The sequence below is a fragment of the Pseudomonas sp. LTGT-11-2Z genome, from assembly GCF_003691445.1.
Classification (GTDB): domain Bacteria; phylum Pseudomonadota; class Gammaproteobacteria; order Pseudomonadales; family Pseudomonadaceae; genus Aquipseudomonas; species Aquipseudomonas monteilii.
On the sequence record NZ_CP033104.1, the window covers coordinates 158,718 to 175,614 of the forward strand.

At 62.0% G+C, this 16,897-nt stretch carries 17 protein-coding genes; 9 read left to right on the top strand and 8 right to left on the bottom strand.

Annotation, left to right across the window (positions count from 1 at the left end; genetic code table 11):
- Positions 1 to 131 precede the first annotated feature (131 nt).
- Positions 132 to 350, top strand: a complete 219-nt coding sequence (locus D8767_RS00775; protein ID WP_080578095.1) for a PA3496 family putative envelope integrity protein — start codon at positions 132 to 134, stop codon at positions 348 to 350.
- Here the strand turns inward: D8767_RS00775 and D8767_RS00780 are convergent.
- Positions 292 to 1,239 carry a LysR family transcriptional regulator gene (locus D8767_RS00780; protein ID WP_161751335.1) on the bottom strand — a complete coding sequence of 316 codons (948 nt, stop codon included), beginning with the start codon at positions 1,237 to 1,239 and terminating at the stop codon, positions 292 to 294. The two genes, D8767_RS00775 and D8767_RS00780, sit on opposite strands and share 59 nt — an antisense overlap.
- A 204-nt stretch (positions 1,240 to 1,443) precedes the next feature.
- On the opposite strand from D8767_RS00780, the gene D8767_RS00785 reads away from it, so the two are divergent.
- Both D8767_RS00785 and oadA read left to right on the top strand, forming a co-directional pair.
- Positions 1,444 to 2,859 (top strand): acetyl-CoA carboxylase biotin carboxylase subunit, encoded by a 1,416-nt coding sequence (locus tag D8767_RS00785; protein ID WP_016712746.1) that lies wholly within the window; start codon positions 1,444 to 1,446, stop codon positions 2,857 to 2,859.
- Positions 2,860 to 2,870: 11 nt separating this feature from the next.
- Positions 2,871 to 4,679: a sodium-extruding oxaloacetate decarboxylase subunit alpha gene (gene oadA, locus D8767_RS00790; protein WP_016712745.1), complete on the top strand. Its 1,809-nt coding sequence runs from the start codon at positions 2,871 to 2,873 to the stop codon at positions 4,677 to 4,679.
- An 85-nt stretch (positions 4,680 to 4,764) separates the two neighbouring features.
- On the opposite strand, the gene D8767_RS00795 is transcribed toward oadA, so the two are convergent.
- Genes D8767_RS00795 through D8767_RS00805 form a run of 3 tightly spaced genes read right to left on the bottom strand, consistent with a single transcriptional unit; the run spans position 4,765 to position 6,531 of the window.
- Entirely contained in the window at positions 4,765 to 5,436 is a 672-nt protein-coding gene (locus tag D8767_RS00795) for a GNAT family N-acetyltransferase (protein WP_016712744.1), read from the bottom strand.
- Between the two features lie 7 nt (positions 5,437 to 5,443).
- Complete coding sequence (locus D8767_RS00800) at positions 5,444 to 5,890, bottom strand: GNAT family N-acetyltransferase (protein WP_016712743.1); 447 nt, start codon at positions 5,888 to 5,890, stop codon at positions 5,444 to 5,446.
- Between the two features lie 11 nt (positions 5,891 to 5,901).
- Complete coding sequence (locus D8767_RS00805) at positions 5,902 to 6,531, bottom strand: FMN-binding negative transcriptional regulator (protein ID WP_016712742.1); 630 nt, start codon at positions 6,529 to 6,531, stop codon at positions 5,902 to 5,904.
- Positions 6,532 to 6,622: 91 nt separating this feature from the next.
- On the opposite strand from D8767_RS00805, the gene D8767_RS00810 reads away from it, so the two are divergent.
- The gene (locus D8767_RS00810) at positions 6,623 to 8,152 is read left to right on the top strand and encodes a PLP-dependent aminotransferase family protein (protein ID WP_016712741.1); all 1,530 of its coding nucleotides are present in this window, start codon (positions 6,623 to 6,625) and stop codon (positions 8,150 to 8,152) included.
- A gap of 30 nt (positions 8,153 to 8,182) precedes the next feature.
- On the opposite strand, the gene D8767_RS00815 is transcribed toward D8767_RS00810, so the two are convergent.
- The 4 genes from D8767_RS00815 to aspA form a co-directional block, all read right to left on the bottom strand.
- Positions 8,183 to 9,286: a polyamine ABC transporter substrate-binding protein gene (locus D8767_RS00815; protein WP_016712740.1), complete on the bottom strand. Its 1,104-nt coding sequence runs from the start codon at positions 9,284 to 9,286 to the stop codon at positions 8,183 to 8,185.
- Complete coding sequence (locus tag D8767_RS00820) at positions 9,286 to 10,329, bottom strand: histone deacetylase family protein (protein WP_016712739.1); 1,044 nt, start codon at positions 10,327 to 10,329, stop codon at positions 9,286 to 9,288. The genes D8767_RS00815 and D8767_RS00820 overlap by 1 nt, the downstream gene beginning before the upstream one ends.
- A 116-nt stretch (positions 10,330 to 10,445) precedes the next feature.
- Positions 10,446 to 11,438 carry an AraC family transcriptional regulator gene (locus D8767_RS00825; RefSeq protein WP_016712738.1) on the bottom strand — a complete coding sequence of 331 codons (993 nt, stop codon included), beginning with the start codon at positions 11,436 to 11,438 and terminating at the stop codon, positions 10,446 to 10,448.
- Between the two features lie 180 nt (positions 11,439 to 11,618).
- Positions 11,619 to 13,043 carry an aspartate ammonia-lyase gene (aspA, locus tag D8767_RS00830; protein ID WP_025754235.1) on the bottom strand — a complete coding sequence of 475 codons (1,425 nt, stop codon included), beginning with the start codon at positions 13,041 to 13,043 and terminating at the stop codon, positions 11,619 to 11,621.
- Positions 13,044 to 13,225: 182 nt separating this feature from the next.
- On the opposite strand from aspA, the gene D8767_RS00835 reads away from it, so the two are divergent.
- The 5 genes from D8767_RS00835 (at position 13,226) to D8767_RS00855 (ending at position 16,841) form a co-directional block, all read left to right on the top strand.
- Positions 13,226 to 14,158 (top strand): LysR substrate-binding domain-containing protein, encoded by a 933-nt coding sequence (locus D8767_RS00835; RefSeq protein ID WP_161751324.1) that lies wholly within the window; start codon positions 13,226 to 13,228, stop codon positions 14,156 to 14,158.
- Between the two features lie 171 nt (positions 14,159 to 14,329).
- Positions 14,330 to 14,821, top strand: a complete 492-nt coding sequence (gene purE, locus D8767_RS00840; protein ID WP_009684500.1) for a 5-(carboxyamino)imidazole ribonucleotide mutase — start codon at positions 14,330 to 14,332, stop codon at positions 14,819 to 14,821.
- 10 nt (positions 14,822 to 14,831) lie between these two features.
- Positions 14,832 to 15,914: a 5-(carboxyamino)imidazole ribonucleotide synthase gene (locus D8767_RS00845; RefSeq protein ID WP_016712734.1), complete on the top strand. Its 1,083-nt coding sequence runs from the start codon at positions 14,832 to 14,834 to the stop codon at positions 15,912 to 15,914.
- Positions 15,915 to 16,013: 99 nt separating this feature from the next.
- Positions 16,014 to 16,259 (top strand): GlsB/YeaQ/YmgE family stress response membrane protein, encoded by a 246-nt coding sequence (locus D8767_RS00850; RefSeq protein ID WP_010955824.1) that lies wholly within the window; start codon positions 16,014 to 16,016, stop codon positions 16,257 to 16,259.
- Between the two features lie 48 nt (positions 16,260 to 16,307).
- Positions 16,308 to 16,841 (top strand): DUF3299 domain-containing protein, encoded by a 534-nt coding sequence (locus D8767_RS00855; protein WP_161751323.1) that lies wholly within the window; start codon positions 16,308 to 16,310, stop codon positions 16,839 to 16,841.
- The last annotated feature ends 56 nt before the right edge of the window (positions 16,842 to 16,897 follow it).

Here is a 16,897-nt window from a genome sequence, read left to right on the forward strand (position 1 = left end):
CTGCATTGCCTGTACTGGCCCTATCGCCGGCACAGGCAGTAAAAATTCATTGTTTTGTCACCATTCCACCGCCAAACCGTAAACCATCCAGGCCAGTCTGAAACTCCCGCATCCTATCTGGGAGACAGGCAATGGCACGCGACCACGAAGGTACTTACCAACCCAACGCCAAGGCTCGCAAACAGCAGGAAAAGGATCAGCGCCGCATGGAGTACCGCCGCGCGATCGAGGTCTATTGCGACCAACGCCAATTGCTCCGCGACCTGGCAGACTACCCCGAGCTGCAAGCGCTCACGGTATGGCAGACGTCGTCGGCAGCTTCCCCGAAAAACGTTCAACAAGCGCGCTGATCAACGCACGTTCGCTGCGGATGAACGCCAAAAACGCCAAGGCCACTGGCGACTGCCGCTTGGCCTTGGCCTGCACCACGCACCAGCTGCGGTATAGCGGCAGTTCTTCTACGGGTAGCTCCCTCAACACACCGGTGGCCAGCTCCAGGTTGACTGCATGGCGGGTCAGCAAGGCGACACCCAGGCCGGCGATCACGCATTCGCGCTGGGCATCGGCAGAGGCCACTTCCAGCGTCTGCGTAAAGTGTACGCGCTTGTCCTTGAAGTACTCCTCGCACGCCTTGCGTGTGCCCGAACCTTGCTCGCGGACCAGCAGGGTATGAGGCTCCAGGTCCTGCAGGCGCAACTGCTCCAGTTTGCACAGCGGATGTTCGGGCGGTGCCACCGCCACGATTGGGTTGTTGAGGAATGGCAGAAATTCCAGGCCCATGTCCTGCGGCACCATCGACATGATGATCAGGTCGTCGCGGTTATCCGAAAGGCGGCGAATGGCCTGGGCGCGGTTGACCACCGTCAGGGTCAGGTTGACCTCCGGGTGACGCTGCTTGAAGGCGGCGAACAGGTGTGGCACGAAGTACTTGGCACTGGACTCGATCGCCAGTTTCAGCTGCCCCTGCAGTGAGCCCTGCATGTCCGACAGCTGCATGTCCAGGCTCTCCAGCCGCCCGAAGATGTCGCGGCTGGCGCGTTGCAAGGCTTCGGCCGCCTCGGTCAGGTACAGCTTCTTGCCTACGTACTCGAACAGTGGCTGGCCAATCAGCTCTTCGAGCTGGCGGATCTGTAGACTAACGGCGGGTTGCGTCAGTGCCATCTCCTCCGCCGCGCGGCTGTACGAGCGCAAATCGCACACCTCGTTGAAGATCTGCAATTGACGCAAAGTCATACGCATCAAGGACTTACGCATTTTTATCGGCTCGTTGGCAACACCTTGTAACCGCACTATAAGCTTTTGCTAATACAGCCCCTAACAAATATTGATTTTTGTTTATCGACCTACAGCGCTAGGGTGAATACGCGACTGGCCAGCATCGTCTGGTCACGCGCCGACCGGTAGAACCGGCTCGACTGTTCCTACGGCTTTGGGAAGACTCCAGTGATAAAAAAAATCCTGATCGCCAACCGAGGTGAAATCGCAGTTCGGATCGTGCGTGCCTGCGCCGAGATGGGCATTCGCTCGGTAGCGATCTATTCCGACGCCGACCGTCACGCCTTGCACGTCAAGCGCGCCGATGAGGCACACAGCATTGGTGCCGAGCCGCTGGCTGGCTACCTGAACCCGCGCAAGCTGGTGAACCTGGCTGTGGAAACCGGCTGCGATGCCCTGCACCCAGGCTATGGTTTCCTGTCGGAAAACGCCGAACTGGCGGAGATCTGCGCAGAGCGCGGGATCAAGTTCATCGGCCCGGCTGCCGACGTGATTCGCCGCATGGGCGACAAGACCGAAGCGCGCCGCACCATGATCGCCGCCGGTGTGCCGGTAACCCCGGGTACCGAAGGCAACGTTGCCGATATTCATGAAGCCCTGAGCGAAGGTGACCGCATCGGTTACCCGGTGATGCTCAAGGCCACTTCCGGTGGTGGCGGCCGTGGTATCCGCCGTTGCAACAGCCGTGAAGAACTGGAACAGAACTTCCCACGGGTCATTTCCGAGGCCACCAAGGCCTTTGGTTCGGCCGAGGTGTTCCTGGAAAAGTGCATCGTCAACCCCAAGCACATCGAGGCGCAGATCCTCGGTGACAGCTTTGGCAACGTGGTGCACCTGTTCGAGCGCGACTGCTCGATCCAGCGCCGTAACCAGAAGCTCATCGAAATTGCCCCAAGCCCGCAGCTCACCCCCGAGCAGCGCGCCTACATCGGCGACCTGGCGGTGCGTGCGGCCAAGGCCGTGAACTACGAGAACGCCGGTACCGTGGAGTTCCTGCTCGCCGATGGCGAGGTGTATTTCATGGAAATGAACACCCGGGTGCAGGTGGAGCACACCATCACCGAGGAGATCACCGGTATCGACATCGTCCGTGAGCAGATCCGCATTGCTTCGGGCCTGCCGCTGTCGGTCAAGCAGGAAGATATCCAGCACCGCGGATACGCGCTGCAGTTCCGCATCAACGCCGAAGACCCGAAAAACAACTTCCTGCCCAGCTTCGGCAAGATCACCCGTTACTACGCCCCCGGCGGCCCGGGCGTGCGTACCGACACGGCAATCTATACCGGCTACACCATTCCGCCGTTCTACGACTCCATGTGCCTGAAGCTGGTGGTGTGGGCGTTGACCTGGGAAGAAGCCATGGACCGCGGCCTGCGGGCCCTGGACGACATGCGCGTGCAAGGGGTGAAGACCACTGCCGCGTACTACCAGGAAATCCTGCGCAACCCGGAATTCCGTAGCGGCCAGTTCAATACCAGCTTCGTCGAAAGCCACCCTGAACTGACCAACTACTCGATCAAGCGCAAACCCGAAGAGCTGGCCCTGGCCATCGCCGCCGCCATCGCCGCCCACGCAGGCCTGTGAGGAACCCCATAATGTCCAAGAAAATCCACGTTACCGACACGATCCTGCGCGACGCCCACCAGTCCTTGCTGGCCACCCGCATGCGCACCGAAGACATGCTGCCGATCTGCGACAAGCTCGACAAAGTCGGCTACTGGTCGCTGGAAGTCTGGGGCGGCGCCACCTTCGACGCCTGCGTGCGCTTCCTGAAAGAAGACCCGTGGGAGCGCCTGCGCAAGCTGCGCGCAGCCCTGCCCAACACCCGCCTGCAAATGCTGCTGCGCGGCCAGAACCTGCTGGGCTACCGCCATTACAGCGACGACGTGGTCAAGGCCTTCGTCGCCAAGGCAGCGGTCAACGGCATCGACGTGTTCCGCATCTTCGACGCCATGAACGACGTGCGTAACCTGCGCGTGGCCATTGAAGCGGTCAAGGCCGCTGGCAAGCACGCCCAGGGCACCATCGCCTACACCGTCAGCCCCGTGCACACCATCGACGCCTTTGTAGCCCAGGCCAAACAGATGGAAGCCATGGGTTGCGATTCGATCGCGATCAAGGACATGGCCGGTCTGCTGACGCCGTTCGCCACTGGCGAGCTGGTCAGGGCGCTGAAGGCCGAACAATCCCTGCCGGTGTTCATCCACTCCCACGACACCGCCGGCCTGGCTGCCATGTGCCAGCTGAAAGCGGTTGAGAACGGCGCCGACCACATCGACACCGCCATCTCCAGCTTCGCCTGGGGCACCAGCCACCCAGGCACCGAGTCGATGGTGGCTGCGCTCAAGGGCAGCGAATTCGACACCGGCCTGGACCTGGAGCTGCTGCAGGAAATCGGCCTGTACTTCTACGCCGTGCGCAAGAAGTACCACCAGTTCGAAAGCGAGTTCACCGCCGTGGACACCCGTGTGCAGGTCAACCAGGTGCCGGGTGGCATGATCTCCAACCTGGCCAACCAGCTGAAAGAGCAGGGCGCGCTTAACCGCATGAACGAAGTGCTGGCCGAGATCCCGCGTGTACGTGAAGACCTTGGCTTCCCGCCGCTGGTAACCCCGACCTCGCAGATCGTTGGCACCCAGGCATTCTTCAACGTGTTGGCTGGCGAGCGCTACAAGACCATCACCAACGAGGTGAAACTGTACCTGCAAGGCGGTTACGGCAAGGCGCCGGGCGTGGTCAACGAGCAGCTGCGCCGCCAGGCAATCGGCAGCGAAGAAGTGATCGACGTACGCCCGGCCGACCTGCTCAAGCCGGAAATGGCCAAGCTGCGTGCCGATATCGGCGCCCTGGCTCGTTGTGAAGAAGACGTGCTGACGTTCGCCATGTTCCCTGATATTGGCCGCAAGTTCCTCGAAGAGCGCGAAGCCGGCACCTTGACGCCAGAAGCCCTGCTGCCGATTCCGGAAGCCGGCGCCGTAGCCGCTCCGGGCGGTGAAGGCGTGCCGACCGAGTTCGTCATCGACGTGCACGGCGAAACCTACCGCGTCGATATCACCGGCGTGGGCGTTAAGGCCGAAGGCAAGCGTCACTTCTACCTGTCGATCGACGGCATGCCGGAAGAAGTGGTGTTCGAGCCACTCAACGAGTTCGTTGGCGGCGGCGGCAGCAAGCGCAAGCAAGCCACCGACCCAGGCCACGTCAGCACCACCATGCCAGGCAACATCGTCGATGTGCTGGTCAAGGAAGGCGACTTGGTCAAGGCCGGCCAGGCCGTGCTGATCACCGAAGCCATGAAGATGGAAACCGAAGTGCAGGCGGCCATCGCCGGCAAGGTCGTCGCCATTCATGTGGCCAAGGGCGACCGTGTAACGCCGGGTGAAATCCTGATCGAGATCGAGGGCTGATTTAAGCCCTCATCTACAAGCGGTTTACCTCTGGGGAGCGAATGCTCCCCTTTTTTTGTGCTGAACCTGATGGCCCATGCAAGATTCAGCCTTTGCGGCATGCCTCAAGTGTCTGCAGCTGTCCACTCGGCTGCTGGTTTTCCTCTCCCAGCCACCGCTCGAACCCGGCAGCCACCGCCGGCCACTCTTCATCGGTAATCGAATACCAGGCTGTATCGCGGTTATGGTCCTTCACCACCAAGTGCTTGCGGAACACGCCTTCATAAGTGAAGCCAAACCGCTCCGCCGCCCGCTTGGAGCGGGCGTTGGCGTTGTTGCACTTCCACTCCAGACGGCGGTTGCCCAGTTCGAAGCCCAGTTTGCCCAGCAGGTACACCGCCTCGGTTCCTTTGGGCGTGCGCTGCATGGCGGCGCCGAAGGCGATATGGCCGATTTCGATACGCCCGTGGTCGGGTACGATGGACATCAGGCTCAGAATGCCCTGTGCCTGGCCGCTGGGGCGGTCGATGACGGTGTAGAACAGCGGATCGCGGCCTGCGGCGTTGCTCTCCAGCCAACGGTCGAAGGCGGCACGCTCGGTGAACGGCCCATAAGGCAGGTAGTCCCATAGCACCGGGTCGGATGCCGGGCCTTGCAGCACGTTCCAAAGATCGTCGCCATGGCGCGCCGGGTCGAGCTTTTCCAGGCGGATGAAGCGGCCTTCAATGGGGTCGGCCTGGGGCGTTGCGGCGGGTTTCCAGTTCAATACGTCTGTCATGTTCGGCCTACAAACCTTTGCGGAATTGGATGAAGCCCGAGCGCTCGGCAACCTGCTGATACAGGCTGATGGCGGTGGCATTGGTTTCGTGGGTCAGCCAGTGCACCTTGATGCAGCCGTCGGCCTTGGCTGTGGCGTAGACGTGCTCGATCAGCTGGCGGCCAATGCCCAGGCCCCGCTGCGTACTGTCCACGTACAGGTCCTGCAGGTAGCAGGAATTCTCGATGCTCCAGTTGGAACGATGGTAGATGAAGTTGACCATGCCCACCGCCTTGCCATCGACCCAGGCCAGGGTCGAATGGGTGGGCTCCTTCGGATCGAGCAGGCGTTGCCAGGTGCTCAGGCTGACTTCATCGGCCAGTTCGCTTTCGTAGAAGTGCAGGTAGGCCTGCCACAGGGCGAGCCAGGCCGCGTGATCTTGGGCAGTGACAGGGCGTAGGGTAACGCTAGACATGGGCTATTCCTTCAGAGTTGGCGCATGTGCGCCGCGAGTTGGTTGTCCAGCTGATCGGCGCTGGCGCTCAGGCCTTCGCGCACGCCCGCGATGTCTTGATCGGAACGGTTCTGGCTGAGCTTGCGTGCCCCTTGCAGACGGGCGACGGGCAGGCGGATGCCGACGATGGCGCGGAGCATGCCATCGAGGTAGTCGGCAGGGGCGTCAGTGACTTTCCACGGTTCGCTGCGGCCCTGTTCATGGCGGTCGGTCAGGCGGCTGACGATCGCCAGCAGCGGCTCGGTATCGTGGATCACCTCGGCTGTGCCATAGGCGTGCACGGCCAGATAGTTCCAGGTAGGTACGACTTTGGGGTTATCAGCCTTGCTCGGGTAGTAGCCGGGACTGACATAGGCATCGGCGCCGGGGAATACCAGCAAGGCTTCGACACCCTGTGCCAGGTCCTGCCATTGGCGGTTGGCCCGGGCCAGGTGGGCATAGACCGTACCGAATTCGCCTTCGGTGGTATCGACCAGCACTGGCAGGTGCGTGGCCAGCAGCCCCTGATCGCCGTGGCTGACCAGGACAGCCAGGCGGGTGTCGAGCATGTGCTGGTGCAGGCGGCCGAGGTCGTGCTCCTGATGCGGCTTGCTGTTGTACATAGGGCTTGGTCCTTGTCGAATGGTTCCATCCTAGGCAGGCTATTGGTTCTGGGTAAGAGCCATTACTGCCTGATTTGATAGGTCCAATACCATGAGCGAGCGCCCCTTCACACTGCCATTCGACCCTGCCGGGATCGCCCTTGATCGACGCCGTGGGCTGAGTCAGCAGCTGTACCAGGCCTTGCGTGCGCGGGTGCTGGATGGGCGCCTGAGCAGTGGTACACGGCTACCAGCCACTCGCGACCTGGCCGTCATGCTGGCGCTGTCACGCAACAGTGTGGTGCGCGCCTATGACCAACTGTATGCCGAGGGCTACATCGAAAGCCGAGTTGGAGATGGTACTTACGTAAGTCGGCTGCCAAAAATATCCACACAAATATCCACAGGGTTATCCCGGGGTTTATCAACAGGGTTATCCACATTTTCCGAAGAAAATACTGAGGATTTATCCAGCGAACGGCGTTTATCAGCGCCTTTATTGCGCCTAAAAAGTAACCACTTACCTTCCCCAAGAAGTGGTGCGCCCCGTGCCTTTCGGGTCGGCATTCCGGCATTCGACTTGTTCCCATTTGACGTCTGGGCCAAGCTGCAGGCGGGTTTTTGGCGTAAACCATCCCCTGCGCAGCTGGGTTACGGTGACCCGGCAGGCGAGCCGGCTTTGCGTGAGTTGATCGCGGCCTACCTGCGCCGTTCGCGTGGGCTAAGTTGTATGGCTGAACAAATTGTGATCACCAGTGGTGCACAGCAAGCCATCAGCCTTTGTGCACAGCTGTTGTTGCAGCCGGGTGACGGTGTGGCTGTGGAAAACCCCGGCTACCGCGCGGCCGGGCATGCCTTTGCGCTGGCTGGCGCCACGTTGCATGGCGTGCCTGTGGACGAAGAGGGCATGGACTGCCGCTTGCTCGGTCAGCAGGCGGACTGCCGGCTGGCGTATGTCACACCGGCGCATCAATACCCGACCGGGGTCACCATGAGCCTGGCACGGCGCCTGGCGCTGCTGGCGTGGGCCGAACGCAACGATGGCTGGATCATCGAGGACGACTATGACGGCGAGTACCGCTACAGCGGTGCGCCCTTGGCCCCGTTGGCGGCGCTCGACCGGCACGGTCGGGTGCTGTACGTCGGTACCTTCGGCAAGATTGCGTTCCCCGCGTTGCGCCTGGGTTACCTGGTGCTGCCGCCGCAACTGGTGCAGGGATTCAGTCAGGGCAAGGCGTTGGCCGTGCGGCATTCGGAAGTCAGCAGCCAGTGCGTGATGGCCGAATTCATGGCACGCGGGCATTTCCAGCGGCATATCCGCCGTATGCGCAAGGCCGCTTTGAGTCGACGTAACGTACTCAAGGCTGGCTGGCCTGTGGATATTCCCGGGTTGGGCGAGATGCCGGAAGTGGCGGCCGGGCTGCATGTGAAGGTGGATGTGGATAACTTTGCGCGAGAGCAGGAGCTGGTGGCCAAGGCTGAAGCTGCGGGGGTAGAGGTGACGCCGCTGAGCAATTTCTGGCTGTCGGACAGCGACGTGCCTGTGGATAAGCGGGCAGGGCTGGTGTTGGGGTTTGCGGCGGTGCCGGAGGGGGAGATCGCCGAAGCCTTGATGAAATTGCGCAAGGTCTGGAGAAAGTGAATTGGGGCTGCAAAGCAGCCCCCGACTCTATCAGGTGCCGGATTTGATCCGTGTCCAGGCCCGGGTTCTGGCCCGCTCTGCGTCCCGCGCCAAGGGCTTGAGGGTATAAAGCTTGGCCATCGCTTCCGCCGTCGGGTACAGGTTGGGATTGTTGCGAATCGCCGGACTGACCTTTTCAGTCGCATCCTTGTTCGGGTTCGGATAACCGACAAAGTCGCTGATCGGCGCAATCACCTCAGGCCGTAGCAAGTAATTGATGAACGTGTGGGCATCTTCCGGGTTGGCCGCATTCTTTGGAATCGCCAGCATGTCGAACCAGATCGGCGCACCCTCCTTGGGCAGGCGCATGTCCACCACCACGCCGTTCTTGGCATCGCGCGCGCGGTTGGCGGCCTGCGAGAAACTGCCGCTGTAACCCACCGCCACACAGATATCGCCATTGGCGATGTCTGCCATGTACTTCGAAGAATGGAAGTAGGTGATGTGTGGGCGGATCTTCAGCATCAACGCTTCGGCCTTCTTGTAGTCGGCCGGTTTGTCGCTGTTCGGCGGTAAACCCAAGTACTGCAGGGCCAGCGGCAGAATCTCCGAAGGCGAGTCGAGCAGCGCCACGCCGCACTGCTTGAGCTTGGCGATGTTCTCCTCCTTGAAGATCAGGTCCCAGCTGTCTACCGGGGCGTTGTCGCCGAGCGCTGCCTTGACCTTGGCCGGGTTGAAGCCGATCAGCACGGTGCCGTACATGTAGGGCACCGCGTACTTGTTACCCGGGTCGTTGGCCTCGATCAGCTTCATCAGCGCCGGGTCCAGGTGTTGCCAGTTCGGCAGTTTGCTGCGGTCGAGCGGCTGAAACACCCCGGCTTCGATCTGCTTGGCGAGGAACACGTTGGACGGCACCACCACGTCATAGCCGGAGTTGCCGGTGAGCAGCTTGGCCTCCAGCGCCTCGTTGGTGTCGAAGATGTCGTAGATCAGCTTGACCCCGCTGTCCTGCTTGAAATCGGTCAAGGTCTGCGGGGTGATGTAGTCGAACCAGTTATACACACGCAGTGTGCGCTGCTCGGCTTGAGCATGCAGGGCACCGGTGAACAAGGTGGCAGCGATGAACGGGGCGAGTAGACGCTTGAGTCGGACCATTACCGGGCTCCTGGCTGGGCGTGCTGGAAGCCTTCCAGCACATTGACCGCGTTGATACCGATTTCTTCCACAGCGTAGCCGCCCTCCATCACGAACAGGGTCGGCTTGCCGAGCTGGCCGATACGTTTGCCCATTTCCAGGTAGTCCGGGCTGTCCAGCTTGAACTGCGAGATTGGGTCGTCCTTGAAGGTGTCCACACCCAGCGAGATCACCAGTACGTCGGCGTCATAGCGGGCAATGCGCTGGCAGGCATCCTCCAGGGCTGCGCTCCAGGCCGCCCAGTCGCTGCCAGCCGGAAGCGGGTAGTTGATGTTGCAGCCCTCACCGGCACCTTCGCCGGTTTCGTCGGCATAGCCCAGGAAGAACGGGAATTCGTCCTGCGGGTCGCCATGGATCGAAGCGAAGAATACGTCGTCGCGGCTGTAGAAGATGTCCTGGGTGCCGTTGCCGTGGTGGTAGTCGACGTCGAGGATGGCGACCTTGCGCTTGCCTTGGTCCAGGAAGGCCTGGGCGGCGATGGCGGCGTTGTTCAGGTAGCAATAACCGCCCATGACTTCGCCGGCGGCGTGGTGCCCCGGTGGGCGGCACAGGGCAAAGGCCGAATGGGCGCCCTGCTGGATTGCCGCCTGGGCCGTGAGGGCGACCTGGGCGGCGCTGTAGGCGGCCTGCCAGGTACCGGCGGTGATCGGGGCGCCGGCATCGAAGCTGTAATAGCCCAACTCGCCATGCAGGCCGGTGGGTTTTACCTGGCGCAAGGTGCGAGCAGGCCAGGTGAACGGCAGCAGGTCGCCTTCCTGGCCCAGTGCGGCCCAGCGCGCCCAGGCGCCTTCGAAGAAGTCGAGATAGTCGGCGCTGTGGATGCGCAGCAACGGCGCGCGGCCGAAGTCGGTAGGCCCCTGGATGTCGCCAAGGTTGCGTTTTTTTACCTGGTCGAGCACATGGTCAGCGCGCGAAGGCATTTCGAAGCAGGGCATCAGCTTGCCGTCGATCAGCTCGCAGCGGCCGTGGTGCAGGCGGTGATCATCGGAATAGATCGTCAGCATTGTTGTTCTCCGTTGGATACTGGCGTGGGTCCATTGTCATGGGCAGGTCAGTAGCGGAGAACGACGCAAACGGCCAAAAGGGGATCGATGTGGCCAAGCTCTTTGGCCGTAGCTGGTCAACCACGGAAGTGGCTGGGCGCTACACCACTCCAACGCTGGAACGCATGGCGAAAACTGGCGGTCTCGCTGAACCCCAAGGTCTCAGCAATGCGATAGATCGGCATCTGTTCATCAGCCAACAACTGCTTGGCCCGCTCGAACCTCAACTCGTCTAGCAGCTGTTGATAACTGCTGCCCAGCGCCTGCAAATGCCGGCGCAGGGTGCGCGACGAGCAATTCATCTGCCGCGCCAACCCTTCCAGCCCAGGCGCGGCGTCCAGTTGCTGTGCCAGCAGTTGGCGAATCCGCCCCAGCCAGGCCTGCCGGCCCGTGAACTCAAGGTTCAGGCGCCGGCAGCGTTCGCTCATGGCCTTGTGGGTAATCGAATCGGCCAGCGGCAGTGGCCTGTCCAGCCAGCGCCGTTCAAACGCCAAGGCATTGTCCTGAGCGTCGAAACCCACCGGGCACTGGAATGCACCGGCATAGAGCGCGTGGTAACCGGGCCGCGAGTGTTCGAAACGGGCGCCTAGCAGAGGCAGTGGGCGCCCAAGCAAGTCGTCGCAGATGACTTTCAGCGACACCAGGCAGAACTCCGCGTTGAATGCGCTCAGCGCCGGGCTGTCGTGGCAGTCGCTGGCACTTAGCCAGACCCGCTGGCCGTCCTCGATCAAACGTAGCTTGAACACTGTTCCCAGCAGTGCCGGATATGCCAGCGCCAGGCGCAAGGCGTCACCCAAAGTGGCACTGGAGAGCAATGCGTAACCTAGCATGCCGTAGCACGACACGTGCATGCGCCGGCCCAGTTCAAGGCCGATGTCCGCGCGCCGGGCCACAGCGTTGGCGCACACCTGCAGTTCCTGCTGGGTGGTGATGCGCGCATCGGCGTGCCCCAGGTCTGACGGGCCAATGCCGCTGCCGGCCAGCAGCGCTGATGCCTCGCAACCGTCTGCCTGAAAGACGTTGAGGATCAGCGAAACCGCGTTGAGGGTGGTGAGGTGGCTGTGCAGCATGCTGGGTAATCCCGTTGGGCTGGGACGCATTATCGAGCAAGTAGTATGCCGATATCGGCAAGCGGTCTTCGCGCCGCTTGTTTTGCGGGCAAAAAAAAGGCCCGAAGCATAGGCTCGGGCCTTGAAAGGTTGAGAGGTGTCTAGTCCCTTAACCTGGTGAGACTGTTTGCAGCAGCCGGGTTACGCCTTCAGCGGAACCAGACGGGGAGCGATCATGTTTTCCGGACGCAGGATGTCGTTGAGCATCTCTTCGTCCAGCAGCTTCTCTTCGCGCACCAGTTCCAGTACGCCACGGCCTGTTTCCAGGGCAACGCGGGCGATACGGGTGGCGTTTTCGTAGCCGATGTACGGGTTCAGGGCGGTGACCAGGCCGATCGAGTGCTCGACCAGTTCACGGCAGCGCTGTTCGTTGGCGGTGATGCCGACGATGCAGTGTTCGCGCAGCATGTCCATGGCGCGTTGCAGCAGGCGGATCGAGTCGAAGATCTTGTAGGCGATCAGCGGCTCCATTACGTTCAGCTGCAGCTGGCCACCTTCGGCGGCGACGGTCAGGGCCAGGTCGTTGCCCATGATGGCGAAGGCCACCTGGTTGACGGCTTCCGGGATAACCGGGTTGACCTTGCCTGGCATGATCGAGCTGCCTGGCTGACGTGCTGGCAGGTTGATCTCGTTGATGCCGGTGCGCGGGCCGCTGGACAGCAGGCGCAGGTCGTTGCAGATCTTCGACAGCTTGACGGCGGTACGCTTGAGCATGCCGGAGAACAGCACGAAGGCGCCCATGTCGGAAGTGGCTTCGATCAGGTCGGCAGCCGGTACCAGCGGCTGGCCGCTGATGATTGCCAGGCGCTGCACGGCCAGGGCCTGATAGCCAGGGTCGGCGTTGATGCCGGTACCGATGGCAGTACCACCCAGGTTGATTTCGGTCAGCAGCTCCGGAGCCAGCGAGCGCAGGCGCTGCAGGTCTTCGGTCATGGTGGTGGCAAAGGCGCGGAATTCCTGGCCCAGGGTCATCGGCACGGCGTCCTGCAGCTGGGTACGGCCCATCTTCAGTACGTGGTCGAATTCCTTACCCTTGGCAGCGAAGGCCTGGATCAGGCTGTCGAGGCTGGCCAGCAGCGCGTCGTGACCCAGCAGCAGGCCCAGACGGATAGCGGTCGGGTAGGCGTCGTTGGTCGACTGCGCCATGTTCACATCGTTGTTCGGGTGCAGGTACTGGTACTCACCCTTCTGATGGCCCATGGCCTCCAGCGCGATGTTGGCGATGACTTCGTTGGCGTTCATGTTGGTGGAAGTACCAGCACCGCCTTGAATCATGTCCACCACGAACTGCTCGTGGTAGTCGCCCTTGATCAGTCGTGCGCAGGCTGCGCTGATCGCGGCGTGCTTGGCATCGCTCAGGTGCCCCAGCTCACGGTTGGCGTCAGCAGCTGCCTGCTTGACCATCGCCAGGCCGACTACCAGTTTCGGGTAGTGCGACAGCGGAACGCCGGAGAGGTGGAAGTTGTTGGCAGCGCGCAGGGTCTGGATGCCGTAGTAGGCATCAGCAGGAACTTCAAGGGTACCCAACAGATCTTTTTCGACGCGGAACGATGCAGCAGAGGACATGATGTATATCATCTCGATTTTGACCCGGCACATGCCGGAATGGCGCCAATCCTAGGCCCGAAGGTGATTTTGCGGCCAATGCTGTTGCACGCTAACCTATGCACAAACGGCATAGTGTTTCATGTGACGCCAATTGACATTCGAGCGTGTTCCATTTTGGTGCATGCCGGGAGATGTGCTTCGTGAACCTTGAAAGCAAATGGCTGGAAGATTTCAGCGCGCTGGCTGCCACCCGCAGTTTTTCCCAGGCTGCAGAGCGGCGTTTCGTCACCCAACCGGCCTTCAGCCGGCGCATTCGCAGCCTGGAGGCGGCGTTGGGCCTGCAGTTGGTGAATCGTTCCCGCACACCGATCGAACTGACTGAGGCCGGGCAGCTTTTTCTTGTCACGGCGCGTACGGTTGTCGACCAGTTGAGCGAGATTCTCCGCCATTTGCATCACCTTGAAGGTGGGCAGGGCGAGGTCGTTCAGGTGGCGGCGGCGCACTCCCTTGCATCGGGCTTTTTCCCCCGCTGGGTGGCCCAGTTGCGCAACGACGGTTTGAACATCGCCACCCGCCTGGTTGCGACTAACGTCGGGGATGCCGTGCATGCATTACGCGAAGGTGGCTGCGACCTGATGCTGGCGTTCTATGACCCGGACGCGGCCTTGCAGATGGATGCCGAGATCTTCCCGTCGCTGCACATGGGCACCACCGAAATGTTGCCGGTGTGCGCCGTGGACGCCGAAGGCAAACCGTTGTTCGATCTGGAAGGCGAGGGCAGCGTGCCGCTGCTTGCCTATACCGCAGGCGCGTTCCTGGGGCGTTCGGTCAATTTGCTGCTGCGCCAGCGTAACCTGCGCTATACCACCGTCTACGAAACCGCCATGGCCGACAGTCTCAAGAGCATGGCGCTGGAAGGCATGGGCATCGCCTGGGTGCCGCGCCTGTCGATGCGCGGCGAGCTGGAGCGGGGCGAACTGGCCATCTGCGGCGGCAGTCAGTGGCATGTGCCGCTGGAGATCCGCCTGTACCGCTGCGCCCTGGTACGCAAGGCCAACGTACGGCTGTTGTGGCGCAAGCTGGAAGGTGCGGCGGCGGTTGACCCAAAAGTCAGCCAAAGCCCCGAAAAATAAGGGGCGACAGTTGGTCGCCGGGGTGCCTTAAACGCAACACCTTACGGTATACTGCGCGGCCTTTCGACCGGATGCGTCCGGTCCTGATCAGCAAACAAGCCACGCCGGTCGTCCCGCGTGGCTTGTTGTTTTTTGACGCGCCCAAGGGCGCACAAGCGAAGAGGCTCGACGATGAGTGCACTGGTTGGCGTGATCATGGGCTCCAAGTCCGATTGGTCCACCCTTAGCCACACCGCCGATATGCTGGAAAAACTCGGCATTCCCTACGAAGTGAAGGTGGTATCCGCCCACCGCACCCCGGATCTGCTGTTCCAGTATGCCGAGGAGGCCGAAGGCCGTGGCATCGAGGTGATCATCGCCGGTGCCGGTGGCGCAGCCCACCTGCCAGGCATGTGCGCCGCCAAGACCCACCTGCCAGTGCTGGGCGTACCCGTCCAGTCGTCGATGCTGTCGGGCGTCGATTCGCTGCTGTCGATCGTGCAGATGCCAGCCGGCGTGCCGGTTGCCACCCTGGCCATCGGCCGTGCCGGTGCCGTCAACGCTGCGCTGCTGTCGGCCAGCATCCTGGGCGCCAAGTACCCACAGTTCCACGCGGCGTTGAAGCAGTTCCGCACGGAGCAGACCGACACCGTGCTGGACAACCCAGACCCGCGCCAGGCTTGAGGCTCAACCCATGAAGATCGGTGTAATCGGTGGCGGCCAGCTGGGCCGCATGCTGGCTCTGGCGGGCACCCCGCTGGGCATGAACTTCGCCTTCCTCGACCCGGCGCCGGACGCTTGCGCCGCGCCCCTGGGCGAGCACCTGCGTGCCGACTATGGCGACCAGGATCACCTGCGCCAGCTGGCCGACGAAGTCGACCTGGTCACCTTCGAGTTCGAAAGTGTCCCGGCCGAGACCGTGGCCTTCCTCTCGCAGTTCGTGCCGGTCTACCCCAGCGCCGAAGCGCTGCGCATCGCCCGCGACCGCCTGTTCGAAAAAAGCATGTTCCGCGACCTGGGTATCCCGACCCCGGCCTTCGCCGACATTCTCTCGCAGGCAGACCTGGACGCCGCAGTGGCCAGCATCGGCCTGCCGGCCGTGCTGAAAACCCGCACCCTGGGTTACGACGGCAAGGGCCAGAAGTTACTGCGTACGCCTGAAGACGTGGTAGGCACCTTCGCCGAGCTGGGCAGCGTGCCGTGCCTGCTGGAAGGCTTCGTGCCGTTCACCGGCGAAGTGTCGCTGGTGGCCGTGCGTGCCCGCGATGGCGAAACCCGCTTCTACCCGCTGGTGCACAACACCCACGAAAGCGGCATCCTGCGCCTTTCGGTGGCCAGCCAGGCGCACCCGCTGCAGGCCCTGGCCGAAGACTACGTGGGCCGCGTGCTGCAAAAACTGGACTATGTAGGTGTGATGGCCTTTGAGTTCTTCGAAGTCGACGGTGGCCTCAAGGCCAACGAAATCGCCCCGCGCGTGCACAACTCCGGCCACTGGACCATCGAAGGCGCCGAATGCAGCCAGTTCGAGAACCACCTGCGCGCCGTTGCCGGCCTGCCGCTGGGCTCGACTGCCAAGGTGGGCGAGAGTGCGATGCTCAACTTCATCGGTGAAGTGCCAGCTGTAGATAAAGTGGTCGCCATCGGTGACTGCCACCTGCATCACTACGGCAAGGCCTTCAAGGTCGGCCGCAAAGTTGGCCACGCCACCCTGCGCTGCCACGACATGGCTACCCTCGAGCGCAAGATTGCCGAAGTAGAAGCCCTGATCAGCAACTGATCGAACTTCTACCACCGGCTTGCCCTCTGAAGATGGCAACAAGCCAAAGCGCTGCCTAGGCTTTGGCTTGTTCCATCTTCGAACTGCAGAGGGATTGCCATGGGCATCATTGGAACCATCTTCATCGGCCTCATCGTCGGCCTGCTGGCCCGCTTCATCAAGCCGGGCGACGACAGCATGGGCTGGATCATGACCATCCTGCTGGGTATTGCCGGCTCCCTGTTGGCCACCTATGGCGGCCAGGCGTTGGGCATCTATCAGGCCGGACAGGCAGCGGGCTTCTTTGGCGCGCTGGTCGGTGCCGTGGTCCTTCTGGTGATCTACGGATTCATCAAGAAACGCTGAATACTGGTTAGAATGCCCGGCAATTCATCCGAGTTGCCGAGCATTTCCATGCGTGCCTTTTTCCTTGTCCCCCTGCTGTTGGCCAGCGCCCTGGCCCATGCCGAACTGCCTGAAACCGACTGGCTGGAGTTGATGCCCAAGTCGGACCAGAAGGCGCTCGAGCAAATGCCCGAAATCGACCACAACTCACCGGAAGCCATGGGCACTTTTACCGACAAGGGTGGCCTGAAACAGAGCAAGGGCCTGCCGGCGGTGATGTACTCGACCAAGACCGTGGCAGCCATGAACGGCAAGGACATTCGCCTGGGCGGCTACCCCGTGCCGTTGGAAAGCGACGCCAAGGGCAACAGCACGCTGTTCTTCCTGGTGCCGTACCCTGGGGCGTGCATCCATGTGCCGCCACCGCCGCCGAACCAGCTGGTGCTGGTGCGCTACCCGAAAGGACTGAAGATCGATGACATCTACACACCGCTGTGGGTCAGCGGCACGCTTAAGGTGGAAAAGGTCAGCAATGACCTGGCCGACGCGGCCTATGCGCTGGATGCGGGGAAGGTGAGGGTGGTGGAGGATGCAGACCTCTGATTGCCTGCACCGGCCTCTTCGCGGGCAAGCCCGTAAGGAGGCCGGCAAAACCACTG